This window comes from Delftia acidovorans SPH-1, assembly GCF_000018665.1.
GTDB lineage: Bacteria > Pseudomonadota > Gammaproteobacteria > Burkholderiales > Burkholderiaceae_C > Comamonas > Comamonas acidovorans.
This window is the reverse complement of the sequence record NC_010002.1, coordinates 241,201-259,379: the sequence shown is the minus strand read 5'-3', so window position 1 is coordinate 259,379 and position 18,179 is coordinate 241,201. Positions and strand designations below refer to the sequence as shown.

Genomic DNA, 18,179 nt, shown 5'->3' with positions numbered 1-18,179 from the left:
CCATGGCCTATCAATTCGACTTCGGCGCCGTGTTCGACTACAGCGGCCTGCTGGCACAGGGCGCAGGCTTCACGCTGGCGCTGACGGCGGCGGGCGCCGTGCTGGGCGGCGCCATCGGCGTGGCCGGCGGCGTCAGCCGCGCCTGGCGCATTGCGCCGCTGCACTGGCTGTTCAAGGTGTACGTGGAGGGCATACGCAACACGCCCTTCCTGGTGCAGCTGATGTTCGTGTTCTTCGGCCTGCCTTCGCTGGGCGTGCAGATCAACGAATGGCAGGCCTGCCTGCTGACCACGGTGATCAACCTGGGCGCCTACATCACAGAGATCGTGCGCGCCGGCATCCAGGAGACGCAGCGCGGCCAGCTGGAAGCCGCTGGCGCGCTGGGCATGGGCCGCTGGGCGCTCTTCCGCCATGTGGTGCTGCGCCCTGCGCTGCAGCGGGTCTGGCCCTCGCTGAGCAGCCAGATCGTGATCGTGATGCTGGGCACCTCGGTGGTCTCGCAGATCGCCGCCCAGGACCTGACGTTTGCGGCCAACTTCATCCAGTCGCGCAACTTCCGCGCGTTCGAGACCTACCTGGTGGTGACGGCGGCGTACTTCGTGTTGGCCCTGGCACTGCGCCAGTTGCTGGCCTGGATAGGCCAGCGCTTCGTGGTGGGCCGCCGCACGCCACGTGCAGCCCGGCCCGCTGCACCCGCTGCACCTGCGACCACTGCCGGAGACGCCGCATGATTGCCGACATTCCCCTGCTGCCCATCCTGGCCAAGCTGGCCGAGGGCCTGCTGGCCACGCTGGCGCTGTCGCTGCTGGCCTTCGTGCTGGGCGGCGCCACCGGATTGCTGGTGCTGTTCGCCCGCGTGGGCCGCAGCCAGAACCTGCGCCGCCTGGCCAAGGCCTATATCCAGGCCTTCCAGAACACGCCGCTGCTGATGCAGATGTTCATCGTGTTCTTCGGCTCGTCCATGGCCGGCCTGGACATCTCGCCCTGGACGGCGGCCGCCATCGGCCTGACGCTGTACACCAGCGCCTACCTGGCCGAGGTCTGGCGCGGCTGCGTGGAGTCCATCCCCAGCGGCCAGTGGGAAGCCTCGTCCAGCCTGGCCATGGGCTACCTGCAGCAGATGCGCCATGTGGTGCTGCCGCAGGCGCTGCGCCTGTCGATAGCGCCCACGGTCGGCTTCTCGGTACAGATCATCAAGGGCACGGCGGTGGCCTCGATCATCGGCTTCAGCGAGCTGACCAAGCTCGGCTCCATGCTGGCCAACGCCACCTTCCAGCCCTTCCTCATCTACGGCCTGGTCGCCGCAGGCTACTTCCTGCTGTGCTGGCCCCTGTCCCTCTACGCATCCCATCTGGAGAAGAAACTCTATGCCGCTCGTTGATGTGCGCGCCGTTCACAAGCATTACGGCAACAACCATGTGCTCAAGGGCGTGGACCTGAGCGTGGACAGCGGCCAGGTGGTCGCCATCATCGGCCGCAGCGGCTCGGGCAAGAGCACGCTGCTGCGCTCCATCAACGGGCTGGAGGCCATCCAGTCCGGCCAGATCGTGGTGGACGACGCCGTGCTCAAGGGCTCGGAGGGCAGCGCGCCCTCGCCCGCCCAGCTGCGCGCGCTGCGCCTGAACGTGGGCATGGTGTTCCAGCAGTTCAACCTGTTCCCCCACCTGACGGCGGGCGAGAACGTGGCCCTGTCGCCCACCGTGGTCAAGGGCGTGAAAAAACCCGAGGCGGCGGCGCTGGCGCGCCAGATGCTGGCCAAGGTCGGCCTGGGCGACAAGTACGACAGCTACCCCGACCAGCTCAGCGGCGGCCAGCAGCAGCGCGTGGCGATTGCTCGCGCGCTGGCCATGCAGCCCAAGGTGCTGCTGTGCGACGAGATCACCTCGGCCCTGGACCCGGAGCTGGTCAACGAGGTGCTGGCCGTGGTCAAGCAGCTCGCCGCCGAGGGCATGACGCTGATCATGGTCACGCACGAGATGCGCTTTGCCCGCGACGTGGGCGACCAGCTGGTGTTCATGCACCAGGGCCTGATCCACGAAAGCGGCCCGGCCAAGCAGCTGTTCGCCAACCCGCAGACGCCGGAGCTGGCCGGCTTCATCGGCGCCGTGCACTGAGCGGTACGCCCAGGCAGGACAAAGGCCCGCATCGCGGGCCTTTGTCATTGGTGCGGCGCAGGGTCCGCTGTCAGTGGCTGATCATCCAGGGCCGCTTGGTCGGGAAGGTCTTGGCGCCGTTGGGCGCCGTGACCGTGGAGCCGCGCTTGCTGGCGCCGCTGCAGCAGCCGCAGCCCGAAGGGTGGCGCATGCGCGCGTAGCTGCCCTCGGCCACATCGCGTGAGCGCCTGGGCTCGTGCCGGGCGCGCTCGTTGGTGTCATGGGCGCGGCGCTGTTCGGGGCTGGTGCAGGCCAGGCGCGGCGCGCTGACGAAGACGCGGGGCGAGGCCGCCTCGCAGCTGGGGCAGGGCGCGGGCTCGTTGCGCTGCGAGAGGCTGCGCAGCGCGTCGAAGCCGCCGCATGCGGTGCAGTGGTAGTCATAGGTGGGCATGGGCGGCCTCTGGCGGATGGTGGATGGCGGGTGTCGTATGCCGGGCTTACTTGTCCTGGGCGATGGGCAGATCCACCCCGCCCGTGATGATCTTCTGTGGTCCCTCGGCCGTGGGATTGATGTCGAAGTCGAAGATCTCCGTGGGCAGCCACAGCGTGGCGCAGGCATTGGGCACGTCCACCACGCCGCTGATGTGGCCCTGCACGGGCGCCGTGCCCAGCAGCGAGTAGGCCTGGGCGCCGCTGTAGCCGAATTTCTTCAGGTACTCGATGGCGTTCAGGCAGGCCTGGCGGTAGGCCACGGTCACGTCCAGGTAGTGCTGCTTGCCCTTTTCGTCCACCGAGATGCCTTCGAAGATCAGGTAGTCCTTGTAGTTGGGCGTCATGGGGCTGGGCTTGAAGATGGGGTTCTTGATGCCGTACTTGGCCATGCCGCCCTTGATCAGCGAGACCTTCATGTGCACCCAGCCGGCCATCTCGATGGCGCCGCAGAAGGTGATCTCGCCATCGCCCTGGCTGAAGTGCAGGTCGCCCACGCTCAGGCCCGCGCCGTCCACGTAGACGGGGAAGAACACGCGCGAGCCGCGCGAGAGGTCCTTGATGTCGCAGTTGCCGCCGTGCTCGCGCGGCGGCACGGTGCGTGCGCCTTCGGCGGCGGCCTTGTCGCGGGCCTCGCCCTGCATCTGGCCCATGTGGGCGGTGGTGGCGTTGGGCGGGTTGGCCAGGCCGGGAATGCGGTCGGGGTCGGTGGCGATGAGGCCGGTCTCGCGCTCGTTCCAGCTGGCCAGCATCTTGGGGTCGGGCAGGCAGCCGATCAGGCCCGGGTGGATGAGGCCTGCGAAGTTGACGCCGGGGATGTGGCGGCTCTTGGTGAACATGCCGTGGAAGTCCCAGATGGACTTCTGGGCCAGCGGGAAATGCTCGTCCAGGAAGCCGCCGCCATTTTGCTTGGAGAAAAAGCCGTTGAAGCCCCAGAGGCTGTCGTCGCGCGCGCCGATGTCCAGCAGGTCCACCACCAGCAGGTCGCCGGGCTCGGCGCCCTTGACGCCCACGGGGCCGGACAGGAAGTGGACGGTGGACAGGTCCACGTCGCGCACGTCTTCGGCGCTGTCGTCGTTCTTGATGGCGCCGCCGGTCCAGTCATAGGTCTCCAGCTTGAACTCCGCGCCCGGCTCCACCCAGACCGCCATGGGGATGTCGGGATGCCAGCGGTTGTGCACCTGCGGGTTGTCGTAGGGGGACTGGTTGAGATCGACCTTGATCAGGGTTTCGGCCATGGTGTGCTCCTTGCGATGGCAGTGGGAAAAAATGGATCAGACGGAGAGGTAGGACTTGATGCGCTGCTCGTCGGTATCGGCACGCGCGGTTTCATGTACCAATCTCCCGCCCTCGATGACGAACAGCCGGTCGGCCACATCCATGGCGAAGGAAAGCACCTGCTCGCTGACCACGATGGTGATGCGGCGCAGCTTGCGGATCTCGTTGAGCGCCTTGGCGATGTCCTTGATGATGGAAGGCTGGATGCCCTCGGTGGGCTCGTCCAGCAGCAGCACCTTGGGGTCGGTGACCAGGGCGCGCGCAATGGCCAGCTGCTGCTGCTGCCCGCCCGAAAGGTTGCCGCCCTTGCGCCGGCGCATGTCCCAGAGCACGGGGAACAGGGCGTAGATGTCGTCGGGCACCTGGCGCGTCTTCGCGTTCTCCAGGCCCGTCTGTATGTTCTCTTCCACGGTCAGCGTGGGGAAGATCATGCGGCCCTGGGGCACGTAGGCAATGCCCTTGGCCACGCGCCGGAAGCTCTCGTCCTTCGTGACGTCCTGGCCGGCCACGGTGATCTGGCCGCTCTTGGCGGGCATGACGCCCATCAGGCTTTTGAACAGCGTGGTCTTGCCCATGCCGTTGCGGCCCATGATGGCCACGGTTTCGTTCTCGCGGCCCTCGAAGCTGATGCCGTGCAGCGCCTCGCTCTGGCCATAGGCCACGTACAGATCCTTGACTTGCAGCATGTGAATTCCTTGTGCGTGCCTCAGTGGCCGAGGTAGACGTCGATGACCTTGGGGTCGGCCTGCACCTTGTCCATGGGACCCTCGGCGAGGATCTTTCCCTGGTGCATGACGGTGACCTTGTGCGCGATGCGTGCCACGAACTCCATGTCGTGCTCGATGACGATGACGGAGCGGTTCTTGCAGATGCGCTGCAGCAGCTCGGCCGTCAGTTCGCGCTCGCGGGCGCTCATGCCGGCGATGGGCTCGTCCAGCATCAGCAACTCGGGCTCCTGCATGAGCAGCATGCCGATCTCCAGCCACTGCTTCTGGCCGTGGCTGAGCAGGCCGGCCTCGGTGTCCAGGCGCTCGTCCAGGCCGATGTCGGCGGCCACGGCCTGCACGCGATCGCGCACCGCCTCCGTGCACTTGAAGGCCAGCGCGCCGAAGACCGAGCGGCCTTGCGGGTAGGAGACCTCCAGGTTCTGGAAGACCGACAGGTTCTCGTAGATGGACGGTGTCTGGAACTTGCGCCCGATCCCCAGGCGCACGCGCTTGTGCTCGGCCATGCGCGTGAGTTCCTCGTTCTTGAACTTGATGCTGCCGGCCGTGGCGCGGGTCTTGCCGCAGATCAGGTCCAGCAGCGTGGTCTTGCCCGCGCCGTTGGGACCGATGATGACGCGCAGCTCGTTCTTGTCGATGTACAGGTTCAGCGCGTCGATGGCCTTGAAGCCGTCGAAGGAGACCGTCAGGTCTTCCACGGCCAGCGTGAAGTCGGTATTGCTCATGGTGTGCTCCCGCTGTGGTTCAGGCGCCCTGGCGGCCCATGCCTTCGGACAGGGCGGACGTGGGCTTGGTGGCGGCCGGGGCCGGGGCAGGTGCTGCCTGGGCTCCCTGCGCTGCGGCAGGTGCCGTGCCCTTGCGGCGGCTGTTCCACCACGGAACGATGCGGCTTTCCCACAGGCCGGCCAGCCCCATCGGGAAGGCCATGGTCACGCCGATGAACAGGCCCGCCATGAGGAACAGCCACAGGTCCGGGAAGCTCTCCGAGAAATAGGTCTTGCCCGCGTTGACCAGCAGCGTGCCGTACACGGCGCCCACCAGGCTCATGCGCCCGCCCACGGCGGCGTAGATGACCATCTCGATGGAGGGCACGATACCCACGAAGCTGGGCGACATGAAGCCCACCTGCAGCGTGAACATGGCGCCGCCTATGCCCGACAGCGCAGCGGCCAGGCAGAACACGAAGACCTTGAAGTTGGCCACGTCGTAGCCGGAAAAGCGCACGCGGTCTTCCTTGTCGCGCATGGCCAGCAGCAGGGTGCCCACCTTGCCCGTCTGTATCCAGCGGCACAGCACGATGGCGCCGATCAGCAGGGCCACGCAGACGTAGTAGAGGATGTACTTGGCGCTGTCCGTGCGCGTGTCCCAGCCCCACAGGGTCTTGAGGTCGGTCATGCCGTTGACGCCGCCCGTGTAGCCCTGCTGGCCGATGATGAGCACGGTGACGATCAGCGCCACGGCCTGCGTGATGATGGCGAAGTACACCCCGCCCACGCGGCGCTTGAACATGGCGAAGCTGATGAGCCAGGCCAGCAGCGTGGGCACGGCGATGACGGCGGCCAGCGAGAACGGCAGGCTCTTGAAGGGCAGCCAGAACGAGGGCAGCTCGGTCAGCTGGTTCCAGTCCATGAAGTCGGGGATGCCGGGCGTGGACTGGATCTTGGTGCTGATGGGGTCGGACGCCTCCAGCTTCAGGAACATGGCCATGGCGTAGCCGCCCAGGCCGAAGAACACGCCCTGGCCCAGGCTGAGCACGCCGCCATAGCCCCAGACCATGACCAGGCCGATGGCGACGAAGGCATAGGTCAGGTACTTGCCGACCAGGTTGAGGCGGAAGATGTCCAGCGCCAGGGGCAGCACCACCGCCAGCAGGACGGTGAGCAGCACCAGGCTGGCGAGCTGGTAGCGCTGTATCCAGGCTTTGAGGGCTTGCATGGAATGACTCCGGTGAACTCAGGGGAAATCGGGGGAACGCGGGGAATTCGTGGACAGGGCCGGCGCCGGGATCAGCGCCGCACCTTGGAAGCGAACAGGCCCTGGGGACGCAGCATCAGGATGAAGACGATCAGCGACAGCGTGATCACCTTGGCCATGGAGCCCGCGAGGAAGAACTCGGTGATGGACTGCGTCTGCGCAATGCCGAAGGCCGAGACCACGGTGCCCAGCAGGCTGGCCGCGCCGCCGAAGGTGACCACCAGGAAGGCGTCCACGATGTACAGCGAGCCCGAGGTGGGGCCGGTGGATCCGATGGTGGTGAAGGCCGCGCCCGCCACGCCTGCGATGCCGCAGCCGATGGCAAAGGTCAGGCGGTCGGTCTTCTTGGTGTCGATGCCGATGGCATTGGCCATCACGCGGTTGCTGACCGTGGCACGCACGCGCAGGCCCCAGCGGCTCTTGTGCAGCGCGATCAGCACGCCGGCCGTGACCACTGCGGTCAGCGCCAGCACGAACAGGCCGTTGATGGGAATGTCCAGCCCCTCGGCCGGCGCCCACGAGCCCATCAGCCAGTCAGGCAGGGTGGGGCTGACTTCCTTGGGGCCGATGAAGGTGCGAAAGCACTGCTGCAGCGCCAGGCTCACGCCCCAGGTGGCCAGCAGCGTGTCCAGCGGGCGCTTGTAGAGGTGGCGGATCAGCCCCCACTCCACCAGCCAGCCGGCCGCGAAGGCGAACAAGAAGGCGGCCACGATGGCCAGCGGGAAGTAGTAGGGCATGAGCTCGGGCGCGTGCTGCGCCGTGAGCGTGGAGCCCAGGTAGATGGTATAGGCGCCAATGGTCATGAACTCGCCATGCGCCATGTTGATCACGCCCATCTGGCCAAAGATGATGGCCAGGCCCAGGCCCATCAGCAGCAGCACGGCGAACAGGCTCAGCCCCGCGAAGCCCTGCATCAGGCCGATGTTCATCATGTCGGAAAAACTCATGGTGCTGCTCCTGCGCGCAAGCCAATCGGGAGAGGGGGAAACGGTTCACGCGGCGGCCCGCCCACCAGGCCGCAGGCCGCCACGCATCACCTGCCTGAACGGATCAGGACTTACTGGTAACCCTTGGGGAAGGGATCGGGTTTGATCAATTCCGGAGATTCCGAGACCACCTTGAACGTGCCGTCCGGCTGCCCCACGGCAATGCGCGACTTGCTCCACAGGTGGTGGTTGGCGTCCACCTTCACGTAGCCTTCGGGCGCGGTCTTGAGCTCCAGCCCCGGCGATGCGGCCACCACCTTGTCCACGTCGAAGCTCTTGGCCTTTTCCACGGCGGCCTTCCACAGCCAGGGGCCCAGGTAGCCGGCCTGGGTGACGTCGCCGATGACGGCATTGGGGCCGTACTTGGCCTTGAAGGCGGCCACGAACTTCTTGTTGTTCTCGTTGTCCAGCGTCTGGAAGTACTTCATCGAGGAGTAGAAACCCGTGAAGTTCTCGCCGCCCACGCCGGTCATCTCGTCCTCGGTCACCGACAGCGTGACCAGCAATTGCTTGTCACCCGTGATGCCCGCGGCTTTGAGCGCCTTGTAGAAGGCCACGTTGGAGCCGCCCACCACGGCCACGAAGATGCAGTCCGGCTTTTGCAGCTTGATCTTGTTGACCAGCGAGCCGAAGTTGGTGCTGCCCAGCGGGTAGTACTCCTCGCCGACGACCTTGCCCTTCTGGAAGTTCTCGATGTGCTTGCGCGCGATCTTCATGGAGGTGCGCGGCCAGATGTAGTCCGAGCCGATCAGGAAGAAGGTCTTGGCCTTCTTCTCGGCCTTGGCCCAGTCCAGGCTGTACAGGATCTGCTGCGTGGCTTCCTGGCCCGTGTAGATCACGTTCTTGGACTGCTCCAGGCCTTCGTAGAAGGTGGGGTAGTACAGCAGGCCGTTTTCCTTCTCGAACACGGGCAGCACGGCCTTGCGCGAGGCGCTGGTCCAGCAGCCGAAGACGGCGGCGCAGCGGTCGTTGATGAGCAGTTTCTTGGACTTCTCGGCGAAGGTGGGCCAGTCGGAGGCGCCGTCTTCCTTGATCACGCGGATCTTGCGGCCCAGGATGCCGCCCATGGCGTTGATCTGGTCGATGGCCAGTTGCTCGGCCTGGATGGAGCCGGTCTCGGAGATCGCCATGGTGCCCGTGGCCGAGTGCAGCTGGCCCACGACGACTTCGGTGTCGGTCACGGCCAGCTTGGTGGTGTTGACCTGGGCCGTGGGCTGGGCGAAGGACCAGGCCGGCAGCCCGGCCACCGAGGCGGCGCCAAGCGCCTGCAGGACGCGGCGGCGGCCCATTTCCGTGCCGGGGGAACCAGGTGTGCGGGGGTCGGAGGGGTGGCTCATGGTGACTCTCCTGTAAGGATCGGTTGGGTGATCTGCAAGTGGCTGAAAACTGGCGTTGCGGTTACGGCTTGTTTCCGCGCTGGGTCCAAGATTAGGAAGAACCCTTGAAACCGCCCATACGTCAATTGACGTAGCCATCTGCGTACGCACCCCGCGCACTCCTCTTGAAAGCCGCGCCAGCATTGGCCCCGCACGTTTCTTGCTAGACCTGGGAATGCACTCCGCACCCCCGCCCGACAGCCCCGCCAGCACCTCGCCCGCGCCGCAGACCATCTTCCGGTTCCGGCGCGAATACAACGCCTGGGTGGCCGACGAGACCATGGAGGACTACGCGCTGCGCTACACGCCGCGCAGCTTCCGGCGCTGGAGCGAGTTCCGCGTGGCCAACACGGCCTTCGGCTCGCTGTCCTTCCTGGCGCTGGAGGCGATCGGCGGCGCCATTGCGCTGAACTACGGCTTTGCCAACGCCATGTGGGCCATCGTCACCGTGGGCCTGGTGATCTTCCTGACGGGGCTGCCCATCGCCGTCTGCGCCGCGCGCTACGGGCTGGACATGGACCTGCTGACGCGGGGCGCGGGCTTCGGCTACCTGGGCTCGACCATCACCTCGCTGATCTACGCCGTCTTCACCTTCATCTTCTTCGCGCTGGAGGCGGCCATCATGGCGCTGGCCCTGCAGCTGGTGGTGGACTGGCCGCTGCAGTGGTGCTATGCGCTGTCGGCCCTGGTGGTGCTGCCGCTGGCCATGCGCGGCATCACGCTGATCTCGCGCCTGCAGGCCTGGACGCAGCCGCTGTGGCTGTTCCTGCTGGTGCTGCCCTTCGTGTGGATGGCGCTGTCCCAGCCCCAGCTGTACCGCGACTTCGCCAGCCTCACCGGCCTGCGCTCGGGCAGCAGCCAGTTCGATCCGCTGATGTTCGGCGCGGCGGCGGCCGTGATCTTCGCGCTGGTGGTGCAGATCGGCGAGCAGGTGGACTTCCTGCGCTTTCTGCCGCCGCGCACCCGGGCCAACCGCCTGCGCTGGTGGGGCGCGGTGCTGGTGGCCGGGCCGGGCTGGGCCGTGATGGGCATGCTCAAGATGGCGGGCGGCGCGTTTCTCGCCTTCGCGGCCATGCAGCTGGAGGGGGTGGACGCCTCGCGCGCGGCCGAGCCCACGCAGATGTTCCTGGTGGGCTTCCAGCAGGTGCTGCAGGCCCTGGGCCTGCCGGGGCTGGCCGTGGCGGTGACCGTGGTCTTCGTGGTCATCTCGCAGGTCAAGATCAACGTGACCAATGCCTACGCGGGGTCGCTTGCCTGGTCCAACTTCTTCGCGCGCATCACGCGCAGCCATCCGGGGCGCGTGGTCTGGATGGTGTTCAACGTGGTCATCGCCACCTTGCTGATGACGCTGGGCGTGTTCGGCGCGCTGGAGAAGGTGCTGACCATCTACAGCAACGTGGCCATCGCCTGGGTGGGCGCGCTGGTGGCCGACCTGGTCATCAACAAGCCGCTGGGACTGAGCCCGCCGGGCATCGAGTTCCGCCGCGCCCATCTGTACGACTTCAATCCCGTGGGCCCGGGCGCCATGCTGCTGGCCGCCGCCGTGGCCTGCTGCGCCTATGCGGGCCTGCTGGGCGAGACGGCGGCCGCGTTCTCGCCCTTCATCGCGCTGGCGCTGTCCATGCTGCTGTCGCCGCTGCTGGCCTGGCTGACGGGCGGGCGCTACTACCTGGCGCGGCCCGCAGGCAACCTGTGGAAGCCCGGCGAGACCGTGCGCTGCGCCGTCTGCCAGAAGCATTTCGAATCCGAGGACATGGCGCACTGCCCCGCCTACGGCGCGCCCATCTGCTCGCTGTGCTGCTCGCTGGAGTCGCGCTGCCATGACCGCTGCAAGACCGGATCGCGCGCGGGCGAGCAATTGCATGCGCTGGCCTCGGCCCTGCTGCCGCCGCGCTGGGCGACCAAGGTGAACTTCCGCGCGGGCCAGTACCTGGTGGTGATGCTGTCGCTGTGCGCGGTGACGGCCTTCATGGTGGGCGTGGTCTACATGCAGGAAAGCCTGCAGGCAGGCAGCGTCGATGGCGGCGCGCTGCGCATCCCCTTCCTCAAGGTCTTCGCGCTGCTGGCCCTGCTGTGCGCCGTGGCCGCCTGGTGGGTGGTGCTGAGCACGGACAGCCGGCGCATGGCCCAGGACGAGTCCGAGCGCCAGAACCAGCTGCTGCTGCAGGAGATCGCCGCCCACAAGCGCACCGATGCCGAGCTGCAGGCCGCCAAGGACCATGCCGAGCAGGCCAGCCAGGCCAAGACGCGCTATGTGGCCGGCATGACGCACGAGCTGCGCTCGCCGCTCAACAGCCTGCTGGGCTATACGCAGATCCTGCTCAAGAGCCCGCAGGTCGACGGCTGGGTGCGCGAGACCCTGTCCACCATGCAGCACAGCGGCCAGCACCTGCGCGCGCTGATCGACGAATCGCTGGAGCTGGCCAGCATCGAGGCCGGCCGCCTGCGCCTGGACCTCGCCCCCCTGCCCCTGCCCGCGCTGATCGACGGCATCGAGGCCATGATGCGGCCCCAGGCACAGGCCAGGGGGCTGCAGTTCTCGGTCGAGACGCTGGGCACCATGCCGCGCTGGGTGCGGGCCGACGCCAAGCGGCTGCGCCAGATCCTGATCAACCTGCTGTCCAACGCCGTGCGCTTCACCCAACGCGGCGAGGTGCGGCTGCGCATGGACTTCAGGCCCCATGTCTCGCGCATCGAGGTCATCGATACCGGCATCGGGATCGAACCGCAGGACATGGAGCGCATCTTCGTGCCTTTCGAGCGCGGCAGCGCGGGGCGGCGCGTCAGCGAGGCGGGCACGGGCCTGGGGCTGACCATCACCCACCTGCTGACCGAGCTGATGGGCGGGCAGCTCACCCTGAGCAGCACGCCCGGCGAGGGCAGCTGCTTCACCGTGCGCCTGTACCTGCCCGAGATGGCGCCCGACGCGTCCTGGGTCCCTCCGGGCGCCGCCGCCACGCTGCACACCGTCATCGGCTATCTGCCGCCCCGGCGCACCCTGCTGGTGGTGGACGACCAGCCGCTGCAGCGCCAGCTGCTGGCCGGCCTGCTGCTGCCGCTGGGCTTCGAGATCCGCGAGGCCGCCAGCGGCCGGGAGTGCCTGGAGATCGTGGAGCAAAGCCCGCCCGACCTGGTGCTGCTGGACATCAGCATGGACGACCTGGACGGCTGGCAGACCGCCGCCCTGCTGCGCGCGCGCTGGGATGCGCAGCAGCTGCCCGTGGTCTTCGTCTCGGCCAACCTGTTCGACAACGACCCGCCGCGCCTGGCCGATGCGCGCTGCCAGGGCTTCGTCGCCAAGCCCGTGACCGAGTCCGAGCTGCTGCAGGTGCTCGAGCGCGTGCTGCGGCTGGAATGGGTGCATGACAACCGCCCGCTGCTGCTGCCGGCGCCGCGTGCAGAGCAGGCAGAGGCCAAGGCAGAGGAGGCGCCGTCAGCCGCCCCCTTCCCGCCCGACCTTCGTGAAGACCTGGCCCGGCTGGCGCGCTCGGGCCAGGCCACGGCCCTGCGCGAGCGCCTGCGCCAGGCGCGCCAGCAGGCGCCCGCGCATGCCGCGCTGCTCGATGCGCTGCAGGCCTGCGCGAACCGCTTCGACTTCGATGCGCTGGCGCGCATGCTGCCGCGGCCCGAGCAAGAGGATGAAGAAGACGAAGAAAGAGAGGAGACCGATGAATGAGAACCCGCAAAGGCCACAGATGACGACCGCCGACAGCAGCAGACACCCCAGCCACCCCCCTCACAACGCCCACGTCATCCTTGTGGTGGACGACGCGCTGGACAGCCTGCGCATGCTGTGCGACGCGCTGGCCGCCGAAGGCTACGTGGTGCTCGCCGCCCGCGACGCCGACGAGGCCCTGCAGCGCTTCGCCCTCACCGTGCCCGACGGCGTGCTGCTGGACGCCGTCATGCCCGGCATGGACGGCTTCACGCTGTGCCGCACGCTCAAGGCCACGCCGGCCTGGGCCCATGTGCCCGTGGTGTTCATGACCGGCCTGTCGGACACGGACCAGATCATCCGCGGCTTTGCCAGCGGTGGCGTGGACTACGTGGTCAAGCCGCTGCGCATCCCCGAGGTGCTGGTGCGCCTGGCCACCCATGTGCGCAACGCCCGCGCCACGCGCCAGGCGCAGGAGGCCGTGGACGTGGCGGGGCTGGGCGTGGTGGTGCTCGACGGCCAGGGCCGCGTGGCCTGGCGCTCGCCCCAGGCATCGCGCTGGCTGGAGGAGGCCTTTGCGGACCAGCCCTTCCCGCTGGAGGCGGCCGGGGACTGGCTGGCCGGCGCCCGCCAGCCGGATCAGCACGGCAAAGCGGATCAGCCCGGCCAGGCGGATCAGGAGGGCCAGCCCGCCCCCCAGGATCTGGCGCTGGCCCTGGCCGATGGCCGCCAGCTGCTGGCGCGCCACATGGGCGCCAGCGGCCTGGGGGAGTCGATGGTGCTGCTCAGCCACGAGGCGCCGCAGACGCCTGCCGCGCGCCGGCTGCAGCAGGTGGCGCTCACCCCGCGCGAGACCGAGGTGCTGTCATGGCTGAGCAAGGGCAAGACCAACCGTGACATCGCCGACATCCTGGGCATGAGCCCGCGCACGGTGAACAAGCACCTGGAGCACATCTTCGAGAAACTCGGCGTGGAGACCCGCACGGCCGCCGCCGCCGTGGCCGGTCAGTTGCTGCAGGCCGGCTCGCCCTGAGCACGCGGGGCCACCGCAGCGGACGCCGAGGCCGAGGCCGGCAGGCCGAACACATGGTCGAAGCACCAGTTGAAGACATAGGTGTAGACCAGGAAGAAGACCAGCAGGCCAGCCTCCATCACCGTGGCCTCCCACAGCGTGACGCCGAACCACCAGGCCATCAGCGGGATCAGCACCATGGCCAGCCCGCCCTCGAAGCCCAGGGCGTGCACCACGCGGCGCATCACCGAGCGGCCCTTGACGCTCTGGCGCGCCTCCCATTGCTCGAACAGGTGGTTGAAGGTCAGGTTCCAGACGATGGCCAGCGTGGAGGCGGCAATCGCCATGCCGCCCGAATGCCCGGCGCTCTGGCCGATGGCCATGAACAGCAGGCTGGAGGCCGCGATGGCGATCAGTTCATACAGGGTCACGAAGACCACTTTGCGCTTGGGCCCCTGGAGGCCCTTTTTGTGTGTCTGCAAGGTCATAGGGGGCGCAGTTTATTTGTCCGGAATTGAACGTTAAAGTCAGATTCTTTCAATAAAACTGACAGGTTCCCGCCATGTCCTTCCCCGCTGACCAGGTGCCGCTGTTCCTTGCCGTGCTGGACCACGGCTCCTTTTCTGCCGCCGCACGCCGGCTGGGGCGGGTGCCCTCGGCCGTGAGCATGGCCATCGCCCAGCTGGAGGCGGAGCTGGACCTGCAGCTGTTCGACCGCAGCGGCCGCGAGCCCCGGCCCACGGCGGCGGCGCGCGCACTGGAGCCCCAGGCCCGGCTGCTGGCCGCCCAGCTGCAGCAGCTCAACCACCAGGCGCTGGCCCTGCACCAGGGACTGGAGGAGCGGCTGACCCTGGTGATCGCGCCCGAGCTGCTGTCCACGGCCTGGGCCGCGCCGCTGCAGCCGCTGGTCGAGGAATTCCCGGGGCTGGAGGTGGAGGTGCTGGTGGCCGCCCAGGTCGATGCGCTCAAGGAACTGCATTCGGGCCGCGCGCATCTGGCCCTGGTCTTCGAGCGCCCGGCCATCGACGGCCGCGAGGATTTCCAGGAGATGGGCCAGGAAACCATGGTCGCCGTGATGGCGGCCAGGCACCCGCTGGCCCGGCAACTGGGCGTGGACGGTCAGCAGCGCCTGGACGTGGGCCAGTTGGCCGGCGCGCGCCAGATCCTGCTGGCCAGCCGCGACCTGGCCCACACCGATCCGCGCTTCGTGTTCTCGCACCAGCTGTGGCGCACGGACAGCCACCTGGCAGCCCTGTCCCTGGTCTCGGCCGGCCTGGGCTGGGGGTGGCTGCCCTTCAGCGTCGCCGAGCCCCTGCTGCAAACGGGCGCGCTGCTGCGCATCCCGCTGTGCAACATCAGCAACGGCACCCAGCTGTTCGTCGACTGGGTGTGGTCCAAGGAGCGCCCGCTGGGGCTGGCGGCGCGGCGGTTCGTGGAGCAGCTGCAGGTGCCGGTGCAGTTGGAGCCCAGGTGAGGCCTGCGGCTTTCGACCTGCAGGCAAGCCCTGCGCCTACACGCGGGAAACCGGCCGGTGCTTGCCGCCTGCAGGCAGGCCTGGGATAGTTGCGCAAGCGTCCGGCCGCCTCCTTCTTCTTCTGGCTGGACATGGACCATCGAGAGGAACCCATGTTTCAAGATCACTTTGGGGGCAAGGCCCTTGTTGCACTGGCACTGGGTGCGGGACTGGCAGGCTGCGGCGGCGGGGGCGGCGGCTCCACGCCGGGCGACTCCATCACGACACAGCTGAGCCCCGCCTGCACGGGCGCCTCGTGCGGCGCGACCGACGCCACCACCTATTCCGGCCAGGGCGTCGGCGTCTGGAGCTACACCAACGCCACCGCCGCAGAGCAGCCCGTTGCCGTAGGCCTGCGCAATCTGGGCACCCGGCCCGTGACGCTGATCTATACCAACACCGGCGATGCCGCCGTGGCCCTGCCGCCCATCACGCTCACGCCGCCAGCCGCAGCGGCGCAGGGCATTGCGGCGCAACAGTCGCTGAGCGCTGCGCAGCTGGTCAACCAGATCCCCCAGCGCGTACGTGACTTCAAGCCGAGCCTGCCCGCCCCGGTTGCAGGGCAAAGCGTGCAGCCCTCGCGCGCGGTGTCGGCGGCCGTGCTGCCTGTGGGCAGCCAGCGCAGCTGGTTCGTCAACACGGAAAGCCCCACGGTCGAGACGCGCAGCGCCACGCTGCGGCGCCAGACCACCGCGCCCACGCCCACGGGCACCCGCACCATCAATCTGTGGCTGGAAGACAGCGAGTACGGCGGCGCCAAGGTCAGCGACGCCCTGCTGGACACCGTGATACAGCGCTTCGCCAGCGGGCCGGATTCCGTGCACGCCCTGGTCACGGGGCTGGCGGGCCAGCCCTGGGGACCCCAGGCCCACAGCGAGCTGATCGCGGCCGACCAGCCGATCGACATCGTGTTCGTGAACTTCACGCCCGACAGCCAGCCCTACGGCTTGCTGGGCTACTTCTGGGCCGTGAACAACTTCAAGCGCACGGCCGGCAACTCGCAGTTCCAGTACAGCAACGAATCGCTGTCGTTCTACATGGATACGGAAACGCTGTACCTGGGCGGCGCCAACGGGCTGACCACGCAGATCAGCACGCTGTCGCACGAGTTCATCCACATGATCAACTTCTACCAGCGCGGCGCGCTCAAGGGTTCGGACTACATGTTCGACACCTTCCTGGAAGAGATGTCGGCCCTGATGTCCGAGGACATCCTGGCCGAAAGACTCACACCCGGCACCAATCCCATGCGTGACGGCCGCATTACCGGCTGGATGTCCAAGCCCGGCTTCAACTGCGACCTGGCCAGTTGGGCCTCGGATGTCAACGCCACCTGCTTCGGCTACAACGTCACGGGCAGCCTGGGCGCCTATCTGCTGCGCCAGCACGGCGTGGGCTTCTACCAGCAGATGCTGAGGAACACCTCCTCGCCCGACTCGCTGCAGGTGCTCGGCAACGCCATTGCACAGGCCGGTGGCCCCTCTTTGCCCGTCACGCTGCAGCGATGGGGTGCCAACATCGCCCTGCTGCCTTCCAGCGGCCCGGCCGGCTACGGCTGGCCCGCACGCACGGACCAGGGCTTCACCCTGGTGGGCATCGACGGCCAGCGCTATGCGGCTGCACGCCGCCTGCCCGCCACCGTGCCCGCCCAGCTCGCGGCGCGCGGCCACTTCCCCTTCGTACGCCAGCCGGACGCCCAGGGCCTGTACCAGGAGCAGTTGCGCGTTCCCGCCGGCACCACCCTCACCGCCATCGTGCAATGACCGCCATGACCCAGACATCCCATACCGCAGTCGCCCGGGCCCTGCCCCTGCTGCTGGCCGGCAGCCTGTCGCTGCTGGCCACGGCCTGCGCCGCGCCACCTCCACCTCCTGCAACCGCACCGGCGCCCGCTTCGGCATCGGCCGCGCCCGCCGCGCCGGATGCCGGCCAGCCCCTGACCCTGCAAGGCCGTCTGGTGCTGCGTGGCAATGCGCCCCATGAGCAGCCCGTGCTGCAGACCGCCTCCGGCGAGACCTGGCAGCTCAAGGGCCTGAGCGCCGAGCAGGTCACGCAGTGGCAGCGGCAGAACGTGGAGGTCCGGGGCCAGCCCGGCCCCAGGCCCGCCGCTGGCGCCGCGCCTTCGATGGTGCCGCCGCAACTGCAGGTGCAGTCCATTCGCGCCCAGCCCTGACCTTCCCCGCTCACCCACCGCTCAAGCCATGGACGCCTTCAACCCTTTCTCCAGCCGCGATGCGGCCGTGCAAAAGCTCTGGGAGCAGTGGCAGCCGCGCTCCGCCAAGTCCGACAAGGACAAGCCGATCGCCCTGGCCGACTTCGACCCGGGCGCCAAGCCCTTTTCCAACGGCAACGGCAAGACCGAGGACAAGGCCGCCGTCGAGGCCCTGGCCGAAGAGATCGACGCGCTGCAGAACCTGCTGTACGCCGACCGCCGCTACAAGCTGCTGGTCGTGCTGCAGGGCACGGACACGGCGGGCAAGGACGGCACCATCCGTGGCGTCTTCGGCCGCACCAGCGCCCTGGGCGTGAACGCCGTGGGCTGGAAGGCGCCAACCGATGCGGAGCGCGCGCACGACTACCTGTGGCGCATCCACCAGCGCGTGCCGGGCGCAGGCGAGATCACGGTCTTCAACCGCAGCCACTATGAGGATGTGCTGGTGCCCGTGGTCAACGGCTGGATCACGCCCGAGCAGCAGCGCCAGCGCTTTGCCCACATCAACGACTTCGAGCGCATGCTCAGCGAGACGGGCACCGTGGTCGTCAAGTTCCTGCTGCACATCAGCGCCGACGAGCAGCGCGCGCGCCTGCAGGAGCGCCTGGACGACCCGGCCAAGCACTGGAAGTTCGACGAGAACGACATGAAGGTGCGCACGCAGTGGAAGGACTACCAGCAGGCCTACGGCCAGCTGCTGGGCGCCACGCACACGCCCTGGGCGCCCTGGACCATCGTGCCCGCGGATTCCAAGACGCACCGCAACCTCATGATCGCCACCTTGCTGCGCGAGGTGATGCGCAACCTGGACCTGCGCTTTCCCGAGGGCGATCCGGCCCTCAAGGACTACAAGATCACCTGATCAC

General features: G+C 68.0%; 17 protein-coding genes. 9 read left to right on the top strand and 8 right to left on the bottom strand.

Annotated elements, in window-relative coordinates:
- Positions 1-2 precede the first annotated feature (2 nt).
- From DACI_RS01150 to DACI_RS01140, 3 genes are read left to right on the top strand one after another with little or no spacing between them, the layout of a single operon-like run.
- Positions 3-731 carry an amino acid ABC transporter permease gene (locus DACI_RS01150; RefSeq protein WP_012202168.1) on the top strand — a complete coding sequence of 243 codons (729 nt, stop codon included), beginning with the start codon at positions 3-5 and terminating at the stop codon, positions 729-731.
- Positions 728-1,381 carry an amino acid ABC transporter permease gene (locus DACI_RS01145; protein WP_012202167.1) on the top strand — a complete coding sequence of 218 codons (654 nt, stop codon included), beginning with the start codon at positions 728-730 and terminating at the stop codon, positions 1,379-1,381. Before DACI_RS01150 ends, DACI_RS01145 begins: the two co-directional genes overlap by 4 nt.
- Entirely contained in the window at positions 1,368-2,114 is a 747-nt protein-coding gene (locus tag DACI_RS01140; RefSeq protein ID WP_012202166.1) for an amino acid ABC transporter ATP-binding protein, read from the top strand. The genes DACI_RS01145 and DACI_RS01140 overlap by 14 nt, the downstream gene beginning before the upstream one ends.
- 70 nt (positions 2,115-2,184) lie before the next feature.
- On the opposite strand, the gene DACI_RS01135 is transcribed toward DACI_RS01140, so the two are convergent.
- From DACI_RS01135 to urtA, 7 genes are all read right to left on the bottom strand, one after another.
- The gene (locus DACI_RS01135; RefSeq protein ID WP_012202165.1) at positions 2,185-2,544 is read right to left on the bottom strand and encodes an FmdB family zinc ribbon protein; all 360 of its coding nucleotides are present in this window, start codon (positions 2,542-2,544) and stop codon (positions 2,185-2,187) included.
- A gap of 46 nt (positions 2,545-2,590) precedes the next feature.
- On the bottom strand, positions 2,591-3,820 hold the full coding sequence (gene fmdA / locus DACI_RS01130; protein ID WP_012202164.1) for a formamidase: 1,230 nt from the start codon (positions 3,818-3,820) through the stop codon (positions 2,591-2,593).
- A gap of 36 nt (positions 3,821-3,856) precedes the next feature.
- Positions 3,857-4,546: an urea ABC transporter ATP-binding subunit UrtE gene (urtE, locus tag DACI_RS01125; protein WP_012202163.1), complete on the bottom strand. Its 690-nt coding sequence runs from the start codon at positions 4,544-4,546 to the stop codon at positions 3,857-3,859.
- Between the two features lie 20 nt (positions 4,547-4,566).
- On the bottom strand, positions 4,567-5,310 hold the full coding sequence (gene urtD, locus DACI_RS01120; protein WP_012202162.1) for an urea ABC transporter ATP-binding protein UrtD: 744 nt from the start codon (positions 5,308-5,310) through the stop codon (positions 4,567-4,569).
- A 19-nt stretch (positions 5,311-5,329) separates the two neighbouring features.
- Positions 5,330-6,520 carry an urea ABC transporter permease subunit UrtC gene (gene urtC / locus DACI_RS01115; RefSeq protein ID WP_012202161.1) on the bottom strand — a complete coding sequence of 397 codons (1,191 nt, stop codon included), beginning with the start codon at positions 6,518-6,520 and terminating at the stop codon, positions 5,330-5,332.
- Positions 6,521-6,591: 71 nt separating this feature from the next.
- Complete coding sequence (gene urtB / locus DACI_RS01110) at positions 6,592-7,506, bottom strand: urea ABC transporter permease subunit UrtB (RefSeq protein WP_012202160.1); 915 nt, start codon at positions 7,504-7,506, stop codon at positions 6,592-6,594.
- Positions 7,507-7,616: 110 nt separating this feature from the next.
- On the bottom strand, positions 7,617-8,882 hold the full coding sequence (urtA, locus tag DACI_RS01105; protein WP_012202159.1) for an urea ABC transporter substrate-binding protein: 1,266 nt from the start codon (positions 8,880-8,882) through the stop codon (positions 7,617-7,619).
- A gap of 214 nt (positions 8,883-9,096) precedes the next feature.
- On the opposite strand from urtA, the gene DACI_RS01100 reads away from it, so the two are divergent.
- Together DACI_RS01100 and DACI_RS01095 are read left to right on the top strand one after the other, a co-directional pair.
- Entirely contained in the window at positions 9,097-12,597 is a 3,501-nt protein-coding gene (locus tag DACI_RS01100; protein ID WP_012202158.1) for a hybrid sensor histidine kinase/response regulator, read from the top strand.
- A 19-nt stretch (positions 12,598-12,616) separates the two neighbouring features.
- The gene (locus DACI_RS01095) at positions 12,617-13,609 is read left to right on the top strand and encodes a response regulator transcription factor (RefSeq protein ID WP_034365577.1); all 993 of its coding nucleotides are present in this window, start codon (positions 12,617-12,619) and stop codon (positions 13,607-13,609) included.
- Here the strand turns inward: DACI_RS01095 and DACI_RS01090 are convergent.
- On the bottom strand, positions 13,582-14,076 hold the full coding sequence (locus DACI_RS01090) for a PACE efflux transporter (RefSeq protein ID WP_012202156.1): 495 nt from the start codon (positions 14,074-14,076) through the stop codon (positions 13,582-13,584). The two genes, DACI_RS01095 and DACI_RS01090, sit on opposite strands and share 28 nt — an antisense overlap.
- Positions 14,077-14,150: 74 nt before the next feature.
- Here DACI_RS01090 and DACI_RS01085 point away from each other — a divergent pair, with 74 nt between their 5' ends.
- The 4 genes from DACI_RS01085 to DACI_RS01070 all read left to right on the top strand — a co-directional run bounded on the left by DACI_RS01085 (position 14,151) and on the right by DACI_RS01070 (position 18,175).
- Positions 14,151-15,062: a LysR family transcriptional regulator gene (locus DACI_RS01085; protein ID WP_012202155.1), complete on the top strand. Its 912-nt coding sequence runs from the start codon at positions 14,151-14,153 to the stop codon at positions 15,060-15,062.
- Positions 15,063-15,214: 152 nt separating this feature from the next.
- Complete coding sequence (locus DACI_RS01080) at positions 15,215-16,864, top strand: M30 family zinc metallopeptidase (RefSeq protein ID WP_012202154.1); 1,650 nt, start codon at positions 15,215-15,217, stop codon at positions 16,862-16,864.
- A gap of 5 nt (positions 16,865-16,869) precedes the next feature.
- Positions 16,870-17,274, top strand: coding sequence for a hypothetical protein (locus DACI_RS01075; protein WP_043780279.1), 405 nt, complete (start codon positions 16,870-16,872; stop codon positions 17,272-17,274).
- A 28-nt stretch (positions 17,275-17,302) separates the two neighbouring features.
- A complete protein-coding gene (locus DACI_RS01070) occupies positions 17,303-18,175 on the top strand; it encodes a PPK2 family polyphosphate kinase (protein WP_012202152.1) in 873 nt (290 codons plus the stop codon).
- Positions 18,176-18,179: the final 4 nt, after the last annotated feature.